The following is a 16,177-nucleotide window of genomic DNA, read 5'->3' as shown; positions in this document are numbered from 1 at the left end:
CCCCCGACCGCATTCCTATGGAGAACCGTAGGATTCCGGAGCGGGGCCGTCAACGGCATCGGGGCGGCATCATGGGACGCGTGTCCCCGCGCCCCCAGCCTTTCCTGCGCCATGCGCCCGTGCAGCGGCGCAGCGCCGACCGGCTCGCCCGGATTCTCGACGCCTGCGCCGAACTCCTCGACGAGTGCGGCTACGAGGACCTGACCACCCGGACGGTGGCCTCCCGGGCGGGGGTGCCGATCGGTTCGGTGTACCGGTTCTTCGGCAACAAACGCGCCCTCGTGGAGGCGCTGGGCCACCGCAATCTCGACCGCTACGGCGAGCGGATCGCCGCGGGTCTGGCCACCGTGCCCCGGGGCGACTGGAGGGCCTTCGTGGACGTGGTCCTCGACGAGTACCTCGCCATGAAGCGCACCGCGCCCGGCTTCGCGCTGATCGACTTCGGGGCGCAGGTGCCGGTGGGGGTGCGGGCCGAGGGGGCCGACAGCGAGGTGGCCGGCCTGCTCGGCGAACTGCTCGCCGCGCACCTCGGGCGCCCGGCGGACACGGAGCTGCGCCGTGTGGCCCTGGTCGCGGTGGAGGCGGCCGACGCCCTGCTGCAACTCGCCTTCCGGGCGGGGCCGCCGGGGGACGAGGGGATCGTGACGGAGACGCGGCGGCTGGTGCGGGCGTACCTGGCGGAGTACCTGGGGGGCGAGGGGAGCCGGGGGAGCCCGGGGGTGCGGGGGGTTCTGGGGGAGGGTGCGGGCTGACGGCCGGGGTTCGCCGCGGGGCCGTCCGGTTCGGGCCCTCCCGTCCGTGCGTACCGGTCGGTATGCTCGCGCGGGACGGTACGTCACCGCCGACACCGGCCGCCCCGGGAGGACCCGTGCCCCGCACCGCCCCGACCACCCCCGCCCCCACGCCCGGGACCGGCGCCCCCGGTCCGACGGCCGCCGACGGCCCCGGGACCACTCCTGCCGCGGGGCCCGGGACCACCCCGCGCACCGAAGCCGCCCCCGCCGACCGCCCCGGGCCCGCCCCGCGCACCGAAGCTGCCCCCGCCGACCGCCCCGGGCCCGCCCCGCGCACCGAAGCCGCCCCCGCCCCCGAAGCCGCCCCCGCCCCCGGACCCGGGGCCGCCCCCGAAGCCGCCCCCGCCCCCGGACCCGGGGCCGCCCCCGGGACCCGGACCGCGCTGCGGATCTGTCCGCTCTGCGAGGCGACCTGCGGACTCAGCCTCACCCTCGACGGCGACCGCGTCACCGCCGCCCGCGGCGACCGGGACGATGTCTTCAGCGCCGGGTTCATCTGCCCCAAGGGCGCCTCCTTCGGCGCCCTGGACGCCGACCCCGACCGGCTGCGCACCCCCCTCGTCCGGGAGAACGGCGTCCTCCGCGAGGCGAGCTGGGCCCAGGCCTTCGACCTGATCGCCGCCCGCGTCCCCGCCCTCACCGCCGAGTACGGCCGGGACGCCGTCGCCGTCGTCCTCGGCAACCCCAACGTCCACACCATGGCCGGCGGCCTCTACCCGCCCGTCCTCCTCGCGGCGCTGCGCACCCGGAACCTGTTCACCGCCTCCACCCTCGACCAGATGCCCAAGCACGTCTCCAGCGGACTCCTCTACGGCAGCGCCGGCGCCATCCCCGTCCCCGACCTGGACCGCACCGGCCATCTGCTGCTGCTCGGCGCCAACCCCGTGGAGTCCAACGGCAGTCTGTGCACCGCCCCCGACTTCCCCGGCCGCCTCAAGGCCCTGCGCCGGCGCGGCGGCACCCTCACCGTCGTCGACCCCCGCCGCACCCGCACCGCGCGGCTCGCCGACCTGCACCTGGCGATCCGCCCCGGCACCGACGCGCTGCTGCTCGCGGCCCTCGCCCACGTCCTCTTCGAGGAGAAGCTCACCGACCCGGGTGCCCTGGAGGCCCACCTCGACGGCGTCGACGCCGTCCGGGACGCCGTCGCCCCCTTCACCCCCGAGGCCGTCGCCGGCGCCTGCGACCTGGCCGCCGAGGAGATCCGGACCGTCGCCCGGGAACTGGCCGCCGCGCCCGCCGCCGCCGTCTACGGCCGCATCGGGAGCTGCACCGTCGACCACGGCACCCTGGCGAGCTGGCTCGTCGACGTCCTCAACATCCTCACCGGCAACCTCGACCGCCCCGGCGGCGCCCTCTTCCCGCTCGCCGCCACCGACCGCGCCGCGCGCCCCGCCGCCCCCGGCAAGGGCTTCACCCTCGGCCGCTGGACCAGCCGCGTCTCCGGACACCCCGAGGCCAAGGGCGAACTCCCCGTCGCCGCCCTCGCCGAGGAGATCGAGACCCCCGGCGAGGGCCGGGTCCGCGCACTGATCGCCATCGCGGCCAACCCCGTCCTCTCCGCCCCCGACGGCGACCGCCTCGACCGGGCCCTCGCCGGGCTGGACTTCATGGTCAGCGTCGACCCGTACCTCAACGAGACCTCCCGCCACGCCGATGTCGTCCTGCCGCCGCCCCCGCCCTCGCAGAGCGCCCACTTCGACTTCGCGTTCAACGCCCTCGCCGTGCGCAACCAGGTCCGCTTCACCCCGCCCGCCGTGCCCCTGGCCCCCGGGCTGATGGACGAGTGCGAGATCCACGCCCGCCTGGTCCTCGCGGTCTCCGGTACGCACGGCGCCGACCCGTCCGCCGTGGACGACACCGTGATCCGCGGGGCCCTCGCCAAGGCCGTCGCCGACCCCCACTCGCCCCTGCACGGCCGGGACCCGGAGGAGGTCGCCACCGCCCTCACCGGGCGGAACGGCGCCGAACGCCGGCTCGACCTGATGCTCCGCCTCGGCCCCTACGACCTCACCCTGGAGCGGCTGCGCGCCCATCCGCACGGCATCGACCTCGGCCCGCTGCGACCGCGCCTGCCGGGCGTGCTCCGCACCCGCAGCGGCCGGATCGAGCTGCTGCCCGCCCCGATCGCCGCCGACCTGCCGAGGCTCACCGCCGCCCTCGGCGAACGCGTCCAGGGGCTCGTCCTCGTCGGCCGCCGCCATCTGCGCTCCAACAACAGCTGGATGCACAACGTGCCCGCCCTGAACGGCGGTTCCAACCGCTTCACCCTGCACGTCCACCCCGAGGACGCGGCCCGGCTCGGCCTCACCGACGGCGGCCGGGCGGCCGTCACCTCCGACGGCGGCCGGATCGAGGCACCGGTCGAGGTCACCGAGGACGTGCGCCGGGGCGTGGTGAGCCTCCCGCACGGCTGGGGCCACGACCGGCCCGGCGTCCGCCTCTCCGTCGCCGCCGCCAACCCCGGCGCGAACGTCAACCAGCTCCTCGACGGCACCCGCCTCGACCCGCTCTCCGGCACGGCGGTCCTCAACGGCTTCCCGGTCTCCGTCGCCCCCCTCGACCGAGCGGCCTCCGGCGACGTGGGCCTCCAGGGCCTGAACCCCAACCGACCCACCCCGCGCCCCGGCTTCTACTGATCCCAACGCCGGGCTCACCCTCGCCCTGCTCACCGCGATGATCATGGAGGTGCCACCGACCCCGGTCACGGTCCTGTTCCTCCTCGTCGCCGGCATCCTCTCCGGGAACATCCGAGGTGCCGTTCGCGTCGCCGTACGACCGGGATGCCGTCCGAGTCCGCTCCGGGCGCCGCCGCCGACTCCCGGCGGCGGAGCCGGGGCGGTCCGCCCGCCCGCCGGCGGCAGGAACTCCCGTGCGCGGAAGGAACATCGGCCCGCCCCACCGGCTCGCACCGAACCGCCCCTGACAAGGGGCGATTTCCGGCCGGTCACCGTCCGCCGCCACATGAGCGCACGGTGCCTCAGATGTCCGCTCACGAACCTTTCGCGCGATCCATTCCCACCGTGCACGCGGTGGGCTAACTTCTGGCCCCTCGGCTGCTTCTCGCCGTCTTCTCCTCCTTCCTCACCCCGGGCGGGACCCCTATGACGCGCGCCATCGCTCTGCACAACGTCAGCAAGAGATACGGACGGGCCCCGCGCGCCGTCGACCGGTTCTCGCTCACGGTCGAACCCGGCGAGTTCCTGGTCCTTCTGGGCCCCTCCGGATGCGGCAAGTCGACCGTGCTGCGCATGATCGCCGGCCTGGAGGACATCACCGAGGGCGAACTCCTCCTGGACGGCGAGTACGCCAACGACATCCCGCCCCGCGACCGGGACATGGCGATGGTCTTCCAGAACTTCGCCCTCTACCCCAGCATGACCAACCGGGAGAACATCGGCTTCCCGCTCAAGCTGGAGAACCCGCGGGCCGACCGCAACCCCCGCGTGGAGGCCACCGCCCGCATGCTCGGCATCGAGGACCTGCTCGACCGGCTCCCCGGGCAGCTCTCCGGAGGCGAACGCCAGCGGGTGGCCATGGGCCGTGCGATCTCCCGGCGCCCGTCGGTCTTCCTGATGGACGAGCCGCTGTCCAACCTGGACGCCAAGCTCCGCAACCATCTGCGCGCCGAGATCGCCCGCCTCACCGCCGAACTCGGCGTCACCACGGTCTACGTCACCCACGACCAGTCCGAGGCCATGTCCCTCGGCGACCGGGTCGCGGTGATGCGCGGCGGGGTGCTCCAGCAGGTGAGCACCCCGCGCGACACCTACGCGCTGCCGGCGAACGTCTTCGTCGCCGCGTTCATCGGCACGCCCCGGATCAACCTCCTCCAGGCCGTGGTGCACGCCCCCCTCGACGGCCGGATGTCGATCGACCTCGGCCGGCAGCGGCTGCCGCTGCCCGAACCGCTCAGCGCGGACCACCAGTTGCTCCGCATCCAGCAGGGCCGGCAGCTCGTCGTCGGGCTGCGCTCCGAGGCCGCCCGTATCGCACCGCCGAGCCAGGCCCGGCCGGGGGAGGTGGCGATCAGCGGCATTGTCGAGCACCTGGAGTACCAGGGGCACGAGGCATTGGTGCACCTCAACACCGGTTCGCGGCCGGCCGTCGTCGCCGACCTGGAGTCCTCCCGTCCGCCGCAGGCGGCCCGCCGCCGTACGGCCGGGCCCGGCGTGCTGTCCCGGCTCAAGGACCGGGCCGTCGCCCAGGTCACGGGCCCGGTGGCCGTCCTCGACGCCCCCAGGACCGCGGCCCCCGACGAGCGCCGCTCCACCGCCCCCAGCGACCTCGTCGTCCGCACCGGCCCGGACCTGCGCCTGCGCACCGGCGCCCAGGTCCCGCTCCTGGTGGACCTGGCCCACCTCTACGTCTTCGACCAGCAGGGCCGCCGGATCTGCCCGGCCCCGGCGGACGCGCCGGGCCTGGACGTCTGAGAGGGCCCGTCCCCGGGGCGGGTGCGGCATTGCCCACCCGCCCTGGCGCACGAAAACCTACCGCCGCTAGTTTAGGTCGTGGACCGTGGCCAGGACCCGGCCGGGGCGACCCCGGCCCGTGAGGCGTGGAGGAGTGCGATGAAGGCACACGACGGCATGTACATCGACGGTGCGTGGCGGCCCGCCGTCGGGACGGAGACCATCGCCGTGGTGAATCCGGCCGACGAGCAGGTCATCGGACACGTGCCCGCCGGGACCTCCGAGGACGTGGACGCGGCGGTGCGGGCCGCGCGGGCCGCGTTCCCCGGCTGGAAGGCGACCCCGCCCGCCGAGCGCGCCGCCGTGCTCTCCGCGCTCCACGAGGAACTCGGCCGGCGCACCGAGGAGATCGCCGAGACGGTGACCGCCGAACTCGGCGCCCCGCCGCAGCTCGCCCTCGCCGTGCACGCCTCGATGCCCGTCCTGGTCGCCGGTTCCTACGCCGAACTCGCCGCGTCCCACCCCTTCGAGGAGACCATCGGCAACTCCACCGTGCTCCTGGAGCCCGTCGGTGTGGTCGGCGCGATCACGCCGTGGAACTATCCGCTCCACCAGGTCGTCGCCAAGGTCGCCCCCGCCCTCGCCGCCGGGTGCACCGTCGTCCTCAAGCCCGCCGAGGACACCCCGCTGACCGCACAGCTCTTCGCCGAGGCGGTCGACGCGGCCGGGGTGCCCGCGGGGGTGTTCAACCTGGTCACCGGCCTCGGTACGGTCGCCGGGCAGGCGCTCGCGGCGCACGAGGACGTCGACCTGGTCTCGTTCACCGGCTCCACCGCCGTCGGCCGGCAGATCGGTGCCACCGCGGGCGGGGCCGTCAAGCGCGTCGCCCTGGAGCTCGGCGGCAAGTCCGCCAACGTGATCCTGCCGAGCGCCGACCTCGCCAAGGCGGTCAACGTCGGCGTCGCCAACGTGATGGCCAACGCCGGCCAGACGTGCAGCGCCTGGACCCGGATGCTCGTCCACAGGGACCGCTACGAGGAGGCAGTGGAGCTGGCGACGGCCGCCGCCGCCAAGTACGTGCCCGGCGAGCGCCTCGGCCCCCTCGTCAACGCCCGCCAGCTGGAGCGGGTGCGCGGCTATATCGAGCAGGGCATCGCCCAGGGCGCCCGGGTCGTCGCCGGCGGCCCCGAGGCGCCGCTCGCGACCGGCTACTACGTCAGCCCCACCGTCCTCGCCGACGTCACCCCGGAGATGACCGTCGCCCAGGAGGAGATCTTCGGCCCGGTGGTATCGATCCTGAAGTACGAGGACGCGGACGACGCCCTCGCCATCGCCAACGGCACCGTCTACGGCCTCGCCGGCGCGGTCTGGGCCGGGGACGACGCCGAGGCCGTCGCCTTCGCCCGCCGGATGGACACCGGCCAGGTCGACATCAACGGCGGACGCTTCAACATCCGCGCCCCCTTCGGCGGTTACAAGCAGTCCGGTGTCGGACGGGAACTCGGGCCGCACGGCCTGGGCGAGTACCTCCAGACCAAGTCCCTCCAGTTCTGAGCCGGGAGAAGAGCATCGTGGTCCGTGCAGCAGTCCTGCCCGCCGTCGGCGCCCCGCTGGAGATCACCGGCATCACCCTGCCCGATCCCGGCCCCGGGCAGGTCCGTGTCCGTCTCGCCGCCGCCGGGGTGTGCCACTCCGACCTGTCCCTGTCCGACGGCACCATGCGGGTGCCCGTCCCGGCCGTCCTCGGTCACGAGGGCGCGGGCACCGTGCTCGCCGTGGGGGAGGGGGTGTCGCACGTCGCCCCGGGCGACGGCGTCGTCCTCAACTGGGCGCCGTCCTGCGGCGCCTGTCACCACTGCGGCCTCGGCGAGGTGTGGCTGTGCGCCGACGCGCTGACCGGCACGGGCCGCCTCCACGCCGTCTCGGCCGACGGGCGGGACCTCCACCCGGGCCTGAACGTCGCCGCCTTCGCGGAGGAGACCGTCGTCCCGGCCGCCTGCGTGCTGTCCGCCCCGGGGGGAGTCTCCCTCACCGACGCCGCCCTCCTCGGCTGCGCGGTCCTCACCGGTTACGGGGCCGTCCACCACGCGGCGCGGGTGCGCGCGGGCGAGTCGGTGGTCGTGTTCGGCGTCGGGGGCGTGGGGCTGGCCACCCTCCAGGCGGCCCGGATCGCCGGGGCGGGGACGGTGGTCGCGGTCGACGTGTCCCCGCGGAAGGAGGGACTGGCGCGGGCGGCTGGGGCCACCGAGTACGTCGTCGCCTCGGAGACCACCGCCAAGGAGGTCCGCCGGCTGACCGGCGGGCAGGGCGCGGACGTCGCGATCGAGTGCGTCGGCCGGGCCGTCACCATCCGCACCGCGTGGGAGTCCACCCGCCGCGGCGGCCGCACCACGGTCGTCGGCATCGGCGGCAAGGACCAGCAGGTGACCTTCAACGCCCTGGAGATCTTCCACTGGGGCCGGACCCTGGCGGGGTGCGTGTACGGGAACTCCGACCCGGCGCGGGACCTCCCCGTCCTCGCCGCGCACATCCGCGCGGGCGCGCTCGACCCCGGGGCGCTGGTGACCGACCGGATCGGCCTCGCGGACGTCCCGGCGGCGTTCGACGCGATGCGGGCGGGGCGGGGAGGCCGGTCGCTGGTCGTCTTCTAGCCGCTTCTGGCCGCTTCCAGCCGCGAAGCAGGTCCGGTGCGGCGACCGGACAGGTCACCGCACCGGGCGGGCCGGGCGGCCGGGCGGCCGGTGCGGGCCGTGGAGGGGCCGCGACACGACGCCGGCGCAGGGTGCCGTCCGCGCCGGGTCCGTGCGACGGCGTCGGGTGCCGCCCGCGCCGAGTGCGTGCCAGGGCGCCGGCGCCGGGTGCCTCCGCGCCGAGTCCGTTACCCGGCGCGCCGCCGGCCCCGGCCGCCGGGGGTGCTTCCGCGCGGCGTGCCGGGGCAGGATCCGATCACATCCACGTCGCGGCCCCCCCTCCCGGTAGGCTGCGAGATCCGGACGGCGAAGGAGATCCTGGTGAGACCGCCGCGCATGCTGGCGACGCTGGACGAGGTGGAACGCGGTGACCACGTCTGCTCGCTCCTCGACCCGGCGGACGGCTTCCTGGACTCCACGGCCGCGTTCCTCGCGGACGGTGCCCTCTTCGGCGACAAGGTCGTCGTGGTGGGCGCGTCGGACCGCCGGTTCCGCCAGCCCGACCTGGTCTTCCTCGACCCCGCCCGCCTGGAGGACTCCCTGCTCGCCGCCGTGCGGCGCGAAGCGGACACGGCCGACCGCCAGGGTTTCCGTGCGGTCCGCATCCTGCGCGAGGTGACCGCCGGGGAACCGGGCGCCACGACCACGACCGTGCTGCCCACCGAGCTCGCCCTCGACGAGTTCGCGGCGGACCGGGGCGCGATGGTCGTGTGCGCCTACCAGCGGGCCCAGTGGACGGCGCCCACACTGGAACACGTGATGTGCGTGCATCCCCAGAGTTTGGGCACCCGACCACCGGATCCCGGGTTTCGCCTGTTCGTCGAGAGGGGCTGCTGGAACGTGGCCGGAGTGATCGATTCCGAGGGGGCTCCGGCCTTCGGCGCCGCGCTGCGCGCGGTGGTGGCCGAGGCCGTGAGCACTCGGCTGGACTGCTCACGGCTGGAGATGATCGACGCGGCGGGCATGCGCGCCCTGCTGGACGCCGCCCACCACCTGCCCCACCGCAAGGTCGTGCTGCACAGCGCCAACGAGACCGTTCACCTCGTGTGGCAGCTCGCCGGCTACGACGAGCCCGACAGCCCGGTGGTGATCGCACCATGAGCGCCGCGCACGGACCGGCGGCTGTCCGGGAGGTGCCGACGGCCGTCCACCACGAGCTGTACCCGTACACGGGCGAGGACGCGTTCCTGTCCGCGACCCTGCGCTACATCGACGACGCGCGGCAGGGCGGCGAGGCGGTCGTCGTGGCGGTGCCGCCGGGCCGTGCGGCGCTGCTGCGCCGCGAGATGTCCCACACCCGGCCGGTCCACTTCGTCGACATGGCCGCCCTGGGCGCCAACCCGGGCCGCCTCATCGCCGGCTGGCAGTCCTGGATCGGCGAGTACGTGACCGACGGGCGGCCCGTGCGCACGATCAGCGAGGCCGACTGGGGCGGCGGCCGGACGGAGTCCAACGCGGCGGAGCTGCGCTACCACGAGTGGCTGCTCAACAAGGTTCTCGCCCAGACGCCCACCTGGTCCATGCTCTGCCCCTTCGACGTCACCGACCGGGGCCCGGAGGCGCTGCGCGCCCTCGGCCGCTGCCACCCGCTCGTCCTGCGGGACGGCCGTTCCGAGCCCAGCGGAGACTGGTCGGACGACGCCGGGTACAGCTTCGAGGAGCTCAGCCGGCCCTGCGAACCGCACGAGGAACTGCCCTACGCCCGCGGCGACCTGGCCGCCGTCCGTGACCGGATCACCCACTGCGCGACCGCGTCCGGCCTGAAGGGCCGCCGGCTGCGTGAACTGCACGTCGCCGCCACGGAGGTGGCGACCAACACCATCCGCCACGGCGGCGGGCACGGCACCCTGCGGATCTGGACCGACACCGACGCGCTCGTCTGCGAGTTCGAGGACGCCGGATACATCAAGGACCCGCTGGCCGGCCGCATCCGGCCCGCGAACGGCCAGCTCGGCGGCCGGGGGCTGTGGCTGGTACACCAGCTCTGCGACCTGGTGGAGATCCGTTCCACGCAGGAGACGGGCACCAGGATCCGGCTGCACATGGGGCTGCACGCCGGGGAGAGCTGAGGCGGACGCCGTCCTTCCGGCGCGGACCGGGCCCCGGCGGGGCCCGGTCCGCGCCCACCCGGGCCCCCATGTCCCGTGCCCGGGTCGCGTCCGCGCGCCCACCGGCCCGTGCCCACCGGTCCACGCCCACCGGCCCGCGCGCCGACCCGCAGCGCCCGCCGGTCCGCTCGCGAGCCGGCGCGCCCGTCGGGAAACGGCCCGGCGCCCTCCGGTCTGCCCCTCCCGCCTGCCCCTCCCGCAACTCCCGTTGTGCGGACCGTTGACTCCATACCCACCGGTCGGTACGTTCCCCGCACTCCTCGTCCCCAGCCCCACGGAGTGTGCACGCATGGACACCCCCGTCCCCGCCCCGGCCGCCGCCGACCCCCGTCGGCGCCGGGTCGCCACCGCCGCCGCGCTCGCCTCGGCCGTCGAGTGGTACGACTACTTCGTCTTCGGCATCGCCGCCGCCCTCGTCCTCGGCGACCTGTACTTCCCCTCCGGCAGCCCCTCGGCCGGAGTGCTCGCCGCCTTCGCCACCTTCGCGGTCGGCTTCCTCGCCCGGCCGGTCGGCGGCGTCATCGCCGGCCAGCTCGGCGACAAGCACGGCCGCAAGCCGATGCTGGTCCTCGCGCTGACGCTGATGGGCGTCGCCACGGCCGGCATCGGCCTGCTCCCCACGTACGAGCAGATCGGCATCGCCGCGCCCGTACTGCTGGTGTTCTTCCGCATCGTCCAGGGCCTCGCGGTCGGCGCGCAGTGGGGCGGGGCGATGCTGATGGCCACCGAATACGCCCCCGAGGGCAAGCGCGGCCTGTACGGCAGCCTCGTCCAGCTCGGCGTCCCGATCGGCGTGGTGACCGCCAACTCGGTCTTCCTGCTGGCCGGTTCGCTCACCGGCGAGGCCGCCTTCACCTCATGGGGCTGGCGGGTGCCGTTCTTCGTCGGCTTCCTCGTCCTCGGACTCGCCTGGTACATCCACACCCGAGTCGAGGAGACCCCGGAGTTCCGGGAGGCCGAACGGGCCCTCGCGGAGGCGGAGAAGTCGCAGCAGGCGCGGCGCTCCCCGCTCCGGACGATCCTGCGCGACCACCTCGGCACGGTGTTCCTGGCCGGCGGGTCCTTCGCCGTCAACACCGCGACCTTCTACATCATCATCACCGGCGTCCTGGACTACGCGACCAGGGAACTCGACATGGAACGCGGCGCGGTGCTGGCCGTCTCCCTCGGCGTCAGCGTCACCCAGCTCGCGCTGATCCCCGCCTCCGCCGCCCTCTCCGACCGCGTCGGCCGCCTGCGGATCTACGCGGCGGGTGCGGTGGGCCTGCTGCTCTGGGCGGTGCCGATGTTCCTGCTCATCGACACCGCCTCACTGCTGTGGCTGGCCGTCGGCACCTTCGTCACCTCCTGCTTCCTGAGCATCATGTACGGCCCCCAGGCGGCCCTCTTCGCCGAGCTGTTCACCGCCGAGATGCGCTACACGGGCGCCTCCCTCGGCTACCAGATCGCGGCCGTCCTCGGCGGCGGGCTGGCCCCGTTCGTGATGGTCCTGCTCCTGGAGGCGACGGGCACCTCGATGTCGGTCGCCGCCTACATCATCGGCCTCGCGGTGATCGCCCTCCTCTCCATCCGCATCCTCGCCGCCCGCGCCGCCACCCCGCCCCCACCCACCCCGGACCCGACCGCACCCCCGGTCGACGCCCACGCGGACTGACCGGTCCGGCAGTTGCCGGCCCGCGACCCGCCCCGGGACCTGTCTCCGGTGCGGGCGCAGGCCGCCGGCCGGATGGGCGGGAGGCTGCCTCCCGCGACCGCCCCCCGCCCCCGGATCAGCCGCCCGGCCGCCGTGCCTCCGCCGTCGCCTCGTACCGCAGGGTCAGCCCGTCGAGCAGCGCCGTCAGGCCCGTCTCGAACGCGCCCTCGTCGACCTGTTCTCGGTGCTCCGCGAGGAGGTGGGCGTGGCCCAGGTGGGGGTAGTCGGCGGGGTCGTAGGCGGTCGCGTCGTCGACGAAGCCGGCGGCGAAGGAGCCGAGGGCGGAGCCGGTGATGAAGTAGCGCATCAGGGCTCCGATGCGGGTGGCCTGGGCGGGGGGCCAGCCCGCGCGGACCATCGCGCCGAAGACCGCGTCGGCGACCTTCAGGCCGGCCGGGCGGCGGCCCGGGCCCCGGGCGAGGACCGGGACGGTGTGGGGGTGGGCGCGCAGGGCCGCCCGGTAGGAGAGGGCCCAGTCGTGCAGGGCGGTGCGCCAGTCGCGCGGGTCGTCCTCGTCGAACATCGACAGGTCGACACGGGCGCTGACCGCGTCCGCGACCGCGTCCAGGATCTCGTCCTTGTTGCGGAAGTGGTTGTAGAGGGACGGGCCGCTGACGCCCAGCTCGGCCGCGAGGCGGCGGGTGGAGACCGCCTCCAGCCCCTCCGCGTCGACCAGCGCGCAGGCCGCGTCCACGATGCGGTCTCGGCTCAGAAGGGGCTTGCGCGGTCGGGCCATGCGGCACATAGTAGGCCCTGCGCCCAATAAACTAGCAGTGGTAGTTAAACGTGGTCGGACGGACCTGGAGCGCGATCCGGAGCACGGCCGGGAAGGGGCCCCATGAACCTGGAACTCGGTGAGGAGCAGGAGGCCGTCCGGCGGCTCGCCCGTGACTTCGTCGCCCGCGAGGTCACCCCGCACGTCGTCGCCTGGGACCGGACCGAGAGCGTCGACCGGGGCATCGTGAAGAAGCTCGGCGCGCTGGGCTTCCTCGGGCTCACGGTCGACGAGGAGTACGGCGGGTCCGGCGGCGACCATCTCTCCTACTGCCTGGTCACGGAGGAACTGGGGCGCGGCGACTCCTCGGTGCGCGGGATCGTCTCCGTCTCGCTGGGGCTGGTCGCCAAGACGATCGCCGCGTACGGCACCGAGGAGCAGAAGCGTGCCTGGCTGCCGCGGCTGACCGCAGGGGACGCGGTGGGCTGCTTCGGCCTCACCGAACCCGGCACCGGCTCCGACGCGGGGAGCCTGGCGACCCGGGCCGTCCGCGACGGAGGCGCCTCTGGCGGCGACTGGCTGATCAGCGGCTCCAAGATGTTCATCACCAACGGCACCTGGGCCGACGTCGTCCTGCTGTTCGCCCGCACCAACGACACCCCCGGCCACCGGGGCGTCTCCGCCTTCCTCGTCCCCGCCGACGCCCTGGGCCTCACCCGCCGGGAGATCCACGGCAAGCTCGGCCTGCGCGGCCAGGCCACCGCCGAACTGGTGCTGGACGGCGTGCGGGTGCCGGACTCGGCCATGCTCGGCCCCGAGGGCAAGGGCTTCTCGATCGCCATGTCCGCCCTGGCCAAGGGCCGGATGTCGGTCGCCGCCGGCTGCGTCGGCATCGCCCAGGCCGCGCTGGACGCGGCCGTCGCGTACGCGGGCGAGCGCGAGCAGTTCGGGCGGCCCATCGCCCGCTACCAGCTGGTGCAGGAACTCCTCAGCGACATCGCGGTCGACGTGGACGCCGCCCGGCTGCTGACCTGGCGGGTCGCCGATCTGGTCGACCGGGGACGGGAGTTCGCGACCGCCGCCTCCAAGGCGAAGCTCTTCGCCTCCGAGGCGGCCGTGCGCGCCGCGAACAACGCCCTCCAGGTCTTCGGCGGCTACGGCTACATCGACGAGTACCCGGTCGGCAAACTCCTGCGCGACGCGCGGGTGATGACGCTGTACGAGGGCACCAGCCAGATCCAGAAGCTCATCATCGGGCGGGCCCTCACCGGGGTCTCGGCGTTCTGAACGCGCCCTCCGCGTGCGCAGGTTGAGTCCTCGGGTACGTCGGCTGAGTACGCGGGCTGAGTACCCGCACTCATGTGGCGCGGGTCACCGCTCGCGATGCTGTGCCCATGAGTGAGACACCGGTCAAGCAGCAGAACACGGCGGCCTACTACGGTCAGGCCGTGATCTCCTTCGCGATCGCCCTGGGCGCGGTCGCCATCGGCATCTACCACATGGACGCGGACGGCTGGGTTCGCGCCTTCATGGGCATCGCCGTCCTCTACCTCACCACCTCCGCCTTCACCCTGGCCAAGGTCGTCCGGGACCGCCAGGAGGCCGGGCAGATCGTCAGCCGGGTCGACCAGGCCCGGCTGGAGAAGCTCCTCGCCGAGCACGACCCGTTCCAGAAGCTCTGACCCGGGGCCGGGGCCGGGCGCCGCCGGTCCTGCGGCCCGGGACCGGGAGCCGGACCCGGACCGCCCCCGGACCGGGAGCCGGACCCGCCCAAGCCCAGGCCCGGGAGCCGAACCGTGACGCCCGTGGGCTAAGCGCTCGCTCACTGCCGGGGTATGGTGTTCGTCCTGTGCCAGGGAAGGGGCGAGTGATGACAGCGGCGGACCAGACGGCGACCGGCGGCGAGACGGCCGGCTCCGCGGTGACCGGCGGCGCGGCGGTGACCGCGACGGCGGCCGGCGACGAGAAGCCGTGGGACGAGGTCACCCCCGACGCCGCCCGGAAGCTGCTGATCGCCGCGGTCGAGGCGTTCGCCGAGCGCGGTTACCACGCGACCACCACGCGTGACATCGCGGGGCGCGCGGGGATGAGCCCGGCCGCCCTGTACATCCACTACAAGACCAAGGAGGAGCTCCTCCACCGGATCAGCCGGATCGGGCACGACAAGGCCCTGGAGATCCTCTCGGCCGCGTACGCGGGGGAGGGGAGCCCGAGTGAGCGGCTCGCCGGCGCCGTGCGGTCCTTCGTGCGCTGGCACGCCGGACGCCACACCACCGCCCGGGTCGTCCAGTACGAGCTGGACGCGCTGAGCGAGGCCCACCGCGCGGAGATCATCGAACTGCGGCGGGAGACGGACGCGGTGGTGCGCAGGCTCCTGGAGGAGGGCGTGGCCGCCGGGGAGTTCGACGTCCCCGACGTGCCGGGCACCACCGTCGCCGTCCTCTCCCTCTGCATCGACGTGGCCCGCTGGTTCAACACCCAGGGCCGCCGCACGCCCGACGAGGTCGGCGCCTTCTACGCCGACCTCGTGCTGCGCATGGTTCAGAAGAAGTAGCGGGAGACCGACTCCGCCACGCACACCGGCTTGTCGCCGCCCTCGCGCTCGATCGTGACGAGGGCCGTCACCTGCACGCCGCCGCCCGCCTCCGTGACGTCCTGGAGGACGGCCGAGGCGCGCAGCCGGGACCCCACGGGTACGGGCGCGGGGAAACGCACCTTGTTGCAGCCGTAGTTGAGGCCCATCTTCACGCCCTCCACCCGCAGTACCCGGGGGACGAGGATCGGCAGCAGCGAGAGGGTGAGGTACCCGTGCGCGATCGTGGTGCCGAACGGGCCCGTCTTCGCGCGCTCCGGGTCGACATGGATCCACTGGTCGTCGCCGGTCGCCTCGGCGAACAGGTCGATCCGCTTCTGGTCGACCTCCAGCCACTCGCTGTGGCCCAGTTGCTCGCCGACTCCGGCGCGCAGCTCCTCGGGGGAGGTGAAGATCCTCGGCTCGGCCATGTCCCTGGTCCCTGCCTTTCAGTGATCTCTGATCTCTCGGCGATCTCTCGGCGGTGTTTCGGCGGTCTCTCGACGTCGCGTGCCGTGTTGTCCGCACGCGCGCGGGGACATGTGCCCCGCCTGTCCAAGCGCTTGCTCAGCATGGTCGCGCGGGTGTCGGCTTGTCAACGGACGGCACCGGTCGGCGCCATGGCGACGTAGGGTTCGAGGAGTGCCACAGATTCCAGAGAAGATCCACGAGCTCACGGTCGGCCAGCTCTCTGCGCGAAGCGGCGCGGCCGTGTCTGCCCTGCACTTCTACGAGTCCAAGGGCCTGATCTCCAGCCGCCGCACCAGCGGCAACCAGCGCCGCTACACGCGGGACACCCTCCGCCGGGTCGCCTTCGTCCGGGCCGCGCAGCGGGTCGGCATCCCGCTCGCCACCATCCGCGACGCCCTCGCCGAACTGCCGGAGGAGCGCACCCCCGACCGCGAGGACTGGGCACGGCTCTCCGCGGCCTGGCGCAGTGAACTGGACGAGCGCATCCAGCGGTTGGGGCGCCTGCGCGACCACCTGACCGACTGCATCGGCTGCGGCTGTCTCTCCCTGGAGACCTGCGTGCTCTCCAACCCGGACGACGTCTTCGGCGAACGGCTCACCGGCTCCCGGCTGCTGCCCGAGGGCCGGCGCCCGGCCGCACGCGACGACAGCTGACCGCCGCCCCGCGCCGCCGACCGGCGCGGGCGACCGGCGCGGGCGAGCGGGCGCGCGGCGGTGCGCCC

14 protein-coding genes are annotated in these 16,177 nt (G+C 74.3%); 12 read left to right on the top strand and 2 right to left on the bottom strand.

Annotated features, from left to right (window positions below):
- Positions 1–71: 71 nt before the first annotated feature.
- From C593_RS0119905 to C593_RS0119865, 8 genes are all read left to right on the top strand, one after another.
- The gene (locus tag C593_RS0119905) at positions 72–752 is read left to right on the top strand and encodes a TetR family transcriptional regulator (RefSeq protein WP_018849065.1); all 681 of its coding nucleotides are present in this window, start codon (positions 72–74) and stop codon (positions 750–752) included.
- Positions 753–1,177: 425 nt separating this feature from the next.
- Positions 1,178–3,433, top strand: a complete 2,256-nt coding sequence (locus tag C593_RS30040) for a molybdopterin oxidoreductase family protein (protein ID WP_106434707.1) — start codon at positions 1,178–1,180, stop codon at positions 3,431–3,433.
- Between the two features lie 465 nt (positions 3,434–3,898).
- Positions 3,899–5,227 (top strand): ABC transporter ATP-binding protein, encoded by a 1,329-nt coding sequence (locus tag C593_RS0119895; protein ID WP_018849063.1) that lies wholly within the window; start codon positions 3,899–3,901, stop codon positions 5,225–5,227.
- Between the two features lie 138 nt (positions 5,228–5,365).
- Positions 5,366–6,760 carry an aldehyde dehydrogenase family protein gene (locus tag C593_RS0119885; protein WP_018849062.1) on the top strand — a complete coding sequence of 465 codons (1,395 nt, stop codon included), beginning with the start codon at positions 5,366–5,368 and terminating at the stop codon, positions 6,758–6,760.
- Positions 6,761–6,774: 14 nt separating this feature from the next.
- On the top strand, positions 6,775–7,857 hold the full coding sequence (locus C593_RS0119880) for a zinc-binding dehydrogenase (protein ID WP_199790071.1): 1,083 nt from the start codon (positions 6,775–6,777) through the stop codon (positions 7,855–7,857).
- A 360-nt stretch (positions 7,858–8,217) separates the two neighbouring features.
- The gene (locus tag C593_RS0119875) at positions 8,218–8,997 is read left to right on the top strand and encodes an MEDS domain-containing protein (RefSeq protein ID WP_026277869.1); all 780 of its coding nucleotides are present in this window, start codon (positions 8,218–8,220) and stop codon (positions 8,995–8,997) included.
- Complete coding sequence (locus C593_RS0119870) at positions 8,994–9,965, top strand: sensor histidine kinase (protein ID WP_018849059.1); 972 nt, start codon at positions 8,994–8,996, stop codon at positions 9,963–9,965. Before C593_RS0119875 ends, C593_RS0119870 begins: the two co-directional genes overlap by 4 nt.
- A 328-nt stretch (positions 9,966–10,293) precedes the next feature.
- Positions 10,294–11,658 (top strand): MFS transporter, encoded by a 1,365-nt coding sequence (locus tag C593_RS0119865; RefSeq protein ID WP_018849058.1) that lies wholly within the window; start codon positions 10,294–10,296, stop codon positions 11,656–11,658.
- A gap of 115 nt (positions 11,659–11,773) precedes the next feature.
- Here the strand turns inward: C593_RS0119865 and C593_RS0119860 are convergent, their stop codons facing one another.
- Positions 11,774–12,433, bottom strand: a complete 660-nt coding sequence (locus tag C593_RS0119860) for a TetR family transcriptional regulator (RefSeq protein WP_026277868.1) — start codon at positions 12,431–12,433, stop codon at positions 11,774–11,776.
- Positions 12,434–12,535: 102 nt separating this feature from the next.
- Between C593_RS0119860 and C593_RS0119855 the strand changes: the two genes are divergently transcribed.
- The 3 genes from C593_RS0119855 (at position 12,536) to C593_RS0119845 (ending at position 14,966) form a co-directional block, all read left to right on the top strand.
- On the top strand, positions 12,536–13,699 hold the full coding sequence (locus C593_RS0119855; protein WP_018849056.1) for an acyl-CoA dehydrogenase family protein: 1,164 nt from the start codon (positions 12,536–12,538) through the stop codon (positions 13,697–13,699).
- A gap of 107 nt (positions 13,700–13,806) precedes the next feature.
- The gene (locus C593_RS0119850) at positions 13,807–14,094 is read left to right on the top strand and encodes a YiaA/YiaB family inner membrane protein (RefSeq protein ID WP_018849055.1); all 288 of its coding nucleotides are present in this window, start codon (positions 13,807–13,809) and stop codon (positions 14,092–14,094) included.
- Positions 14,095–14,282: 188 nt separating this feature from the next.
- A complete protein-coding gene (locus C593_RS0119845; RefSeq protein ID WP_018849054.1) occupies positions 14,283–14,966 on the top strand; it encodes a TetR-type transcription factor C-terminal domain-containing protein in 684 nt (227 codons plus the stop codon).
- Here C593_RS0119845 and C593_RS0119840 read toward each other — a convergent pair.
- The gene (locus C593_RS0119840) at positions 14,954–15,415 is read right to left on the bottom strand and encodes a MaoC family dehydratase (RefSeq protein ID WP_018849053.1); all 462 of its coding nucleotides are present in this window, start codon (positions 15,413–15,415) and stop codon (positions 14,954–14,956) included. The genes C593_RS0119845 and C593_RS0119840 overlap by 13 nt on opposite strands.
- Before the next feature lie 211 nt (positions 15,416–15,626).
- On the opposite strand from C593_RS0119840, the gene soxR reads away from it, so the two are divergent.
- Positions 15,627–16,109, top strand: coding sequence for a redox-sensitive transcriptional activator SoxR (soxR, locus tag C593_RS0119835; protein WP_026277866.1), 483 nt, complete (start codon positions 15,627–15,629; stop codon positions 16,107–16,109).
- Positions 16,110–16,177 lie beyond the last annotated feature (68 nt).

This window comes from Streptomyces sp. CNT372 (assembly GCF_000377145.1).
This window is presented reverse-complemented; position numbering and strand designations above follow the sequence as displayed.

Excerpts from the sequence above, each read along its gene's own strand:
- C593_RS0119865 (WP_018849058.1), top strand. The coding sequence starts at position 10,294 with ATGGACACCCCCGTCCCCGCCCCGGCCGCCGCCGACCCCCGTCGGCGC.
- C593_RS0119855 (WP_018849056.1), top strand. The coding sequence starts at position 12,536 with ATGAACCTGGAACTCGGTGAGGAGCAGGAGGCCGTCCGGCGGCTCGCC.
- C593_RS0119895 (WP_018849063.1), top strand. The coding sequence starts at position 3,899 with ATGACGCGCGCCATCGCTCTGCACAACGTCAGCAAGAGATACGGACGG.
- C593_RS0119870 (WP_018849059.1), top strand. The coding sequence starts at position 8,994 with ATGAGCGCCGCGCACGGACCGGCGGCTGTCCGGGAGGTGCCGACGGCC.
- C593_RS0119885 (WP_018849062.1), top strand. The coding sequence starts at position 5,366 with ATGAAGGCACACGACGGCATGTACATCGACGGTGCGTGGCGGCCCGCC.
- C593_RS0119850 (WP_018849055.1), top strand. The coding sequence starts at position 13,807 with ATGAGTGAGACACCGGTCAAGCAGCAGAACACGGCGGCCTACTACGGT.
- C593_RS0119845 (WP_018849054.1), top strand. The coding sequence starts at position 14,283 with ATGACAGCGGCGGACCAGACGGCGACCGGCGGCGAGACGGCCGGCTCC.
- C593_RS0119905 (WP_018849065.1), top strand. The coding sequence starts at position 72 with ATGGGACGCGTGTCCCCGCGCCCCCAGCCTTTCCTGCGCCATGCGCCC.
- C593_RS0119840 (WP_018849053.1), bottom strand. The coding sequence starts at position 15,415 with ATGGCCGAGCCGAGGATCTTCACCTCCCCCGAGGAGCTGCGCGCCGGA.
- C593_RS0119860 (WP_026277868.1), bottom strand. The coding sequence starts at position 12,433 with ATGGCCCGACCGCGCAAGCCCCTTCTGAGCCGAGACCGCATCGTGGAC.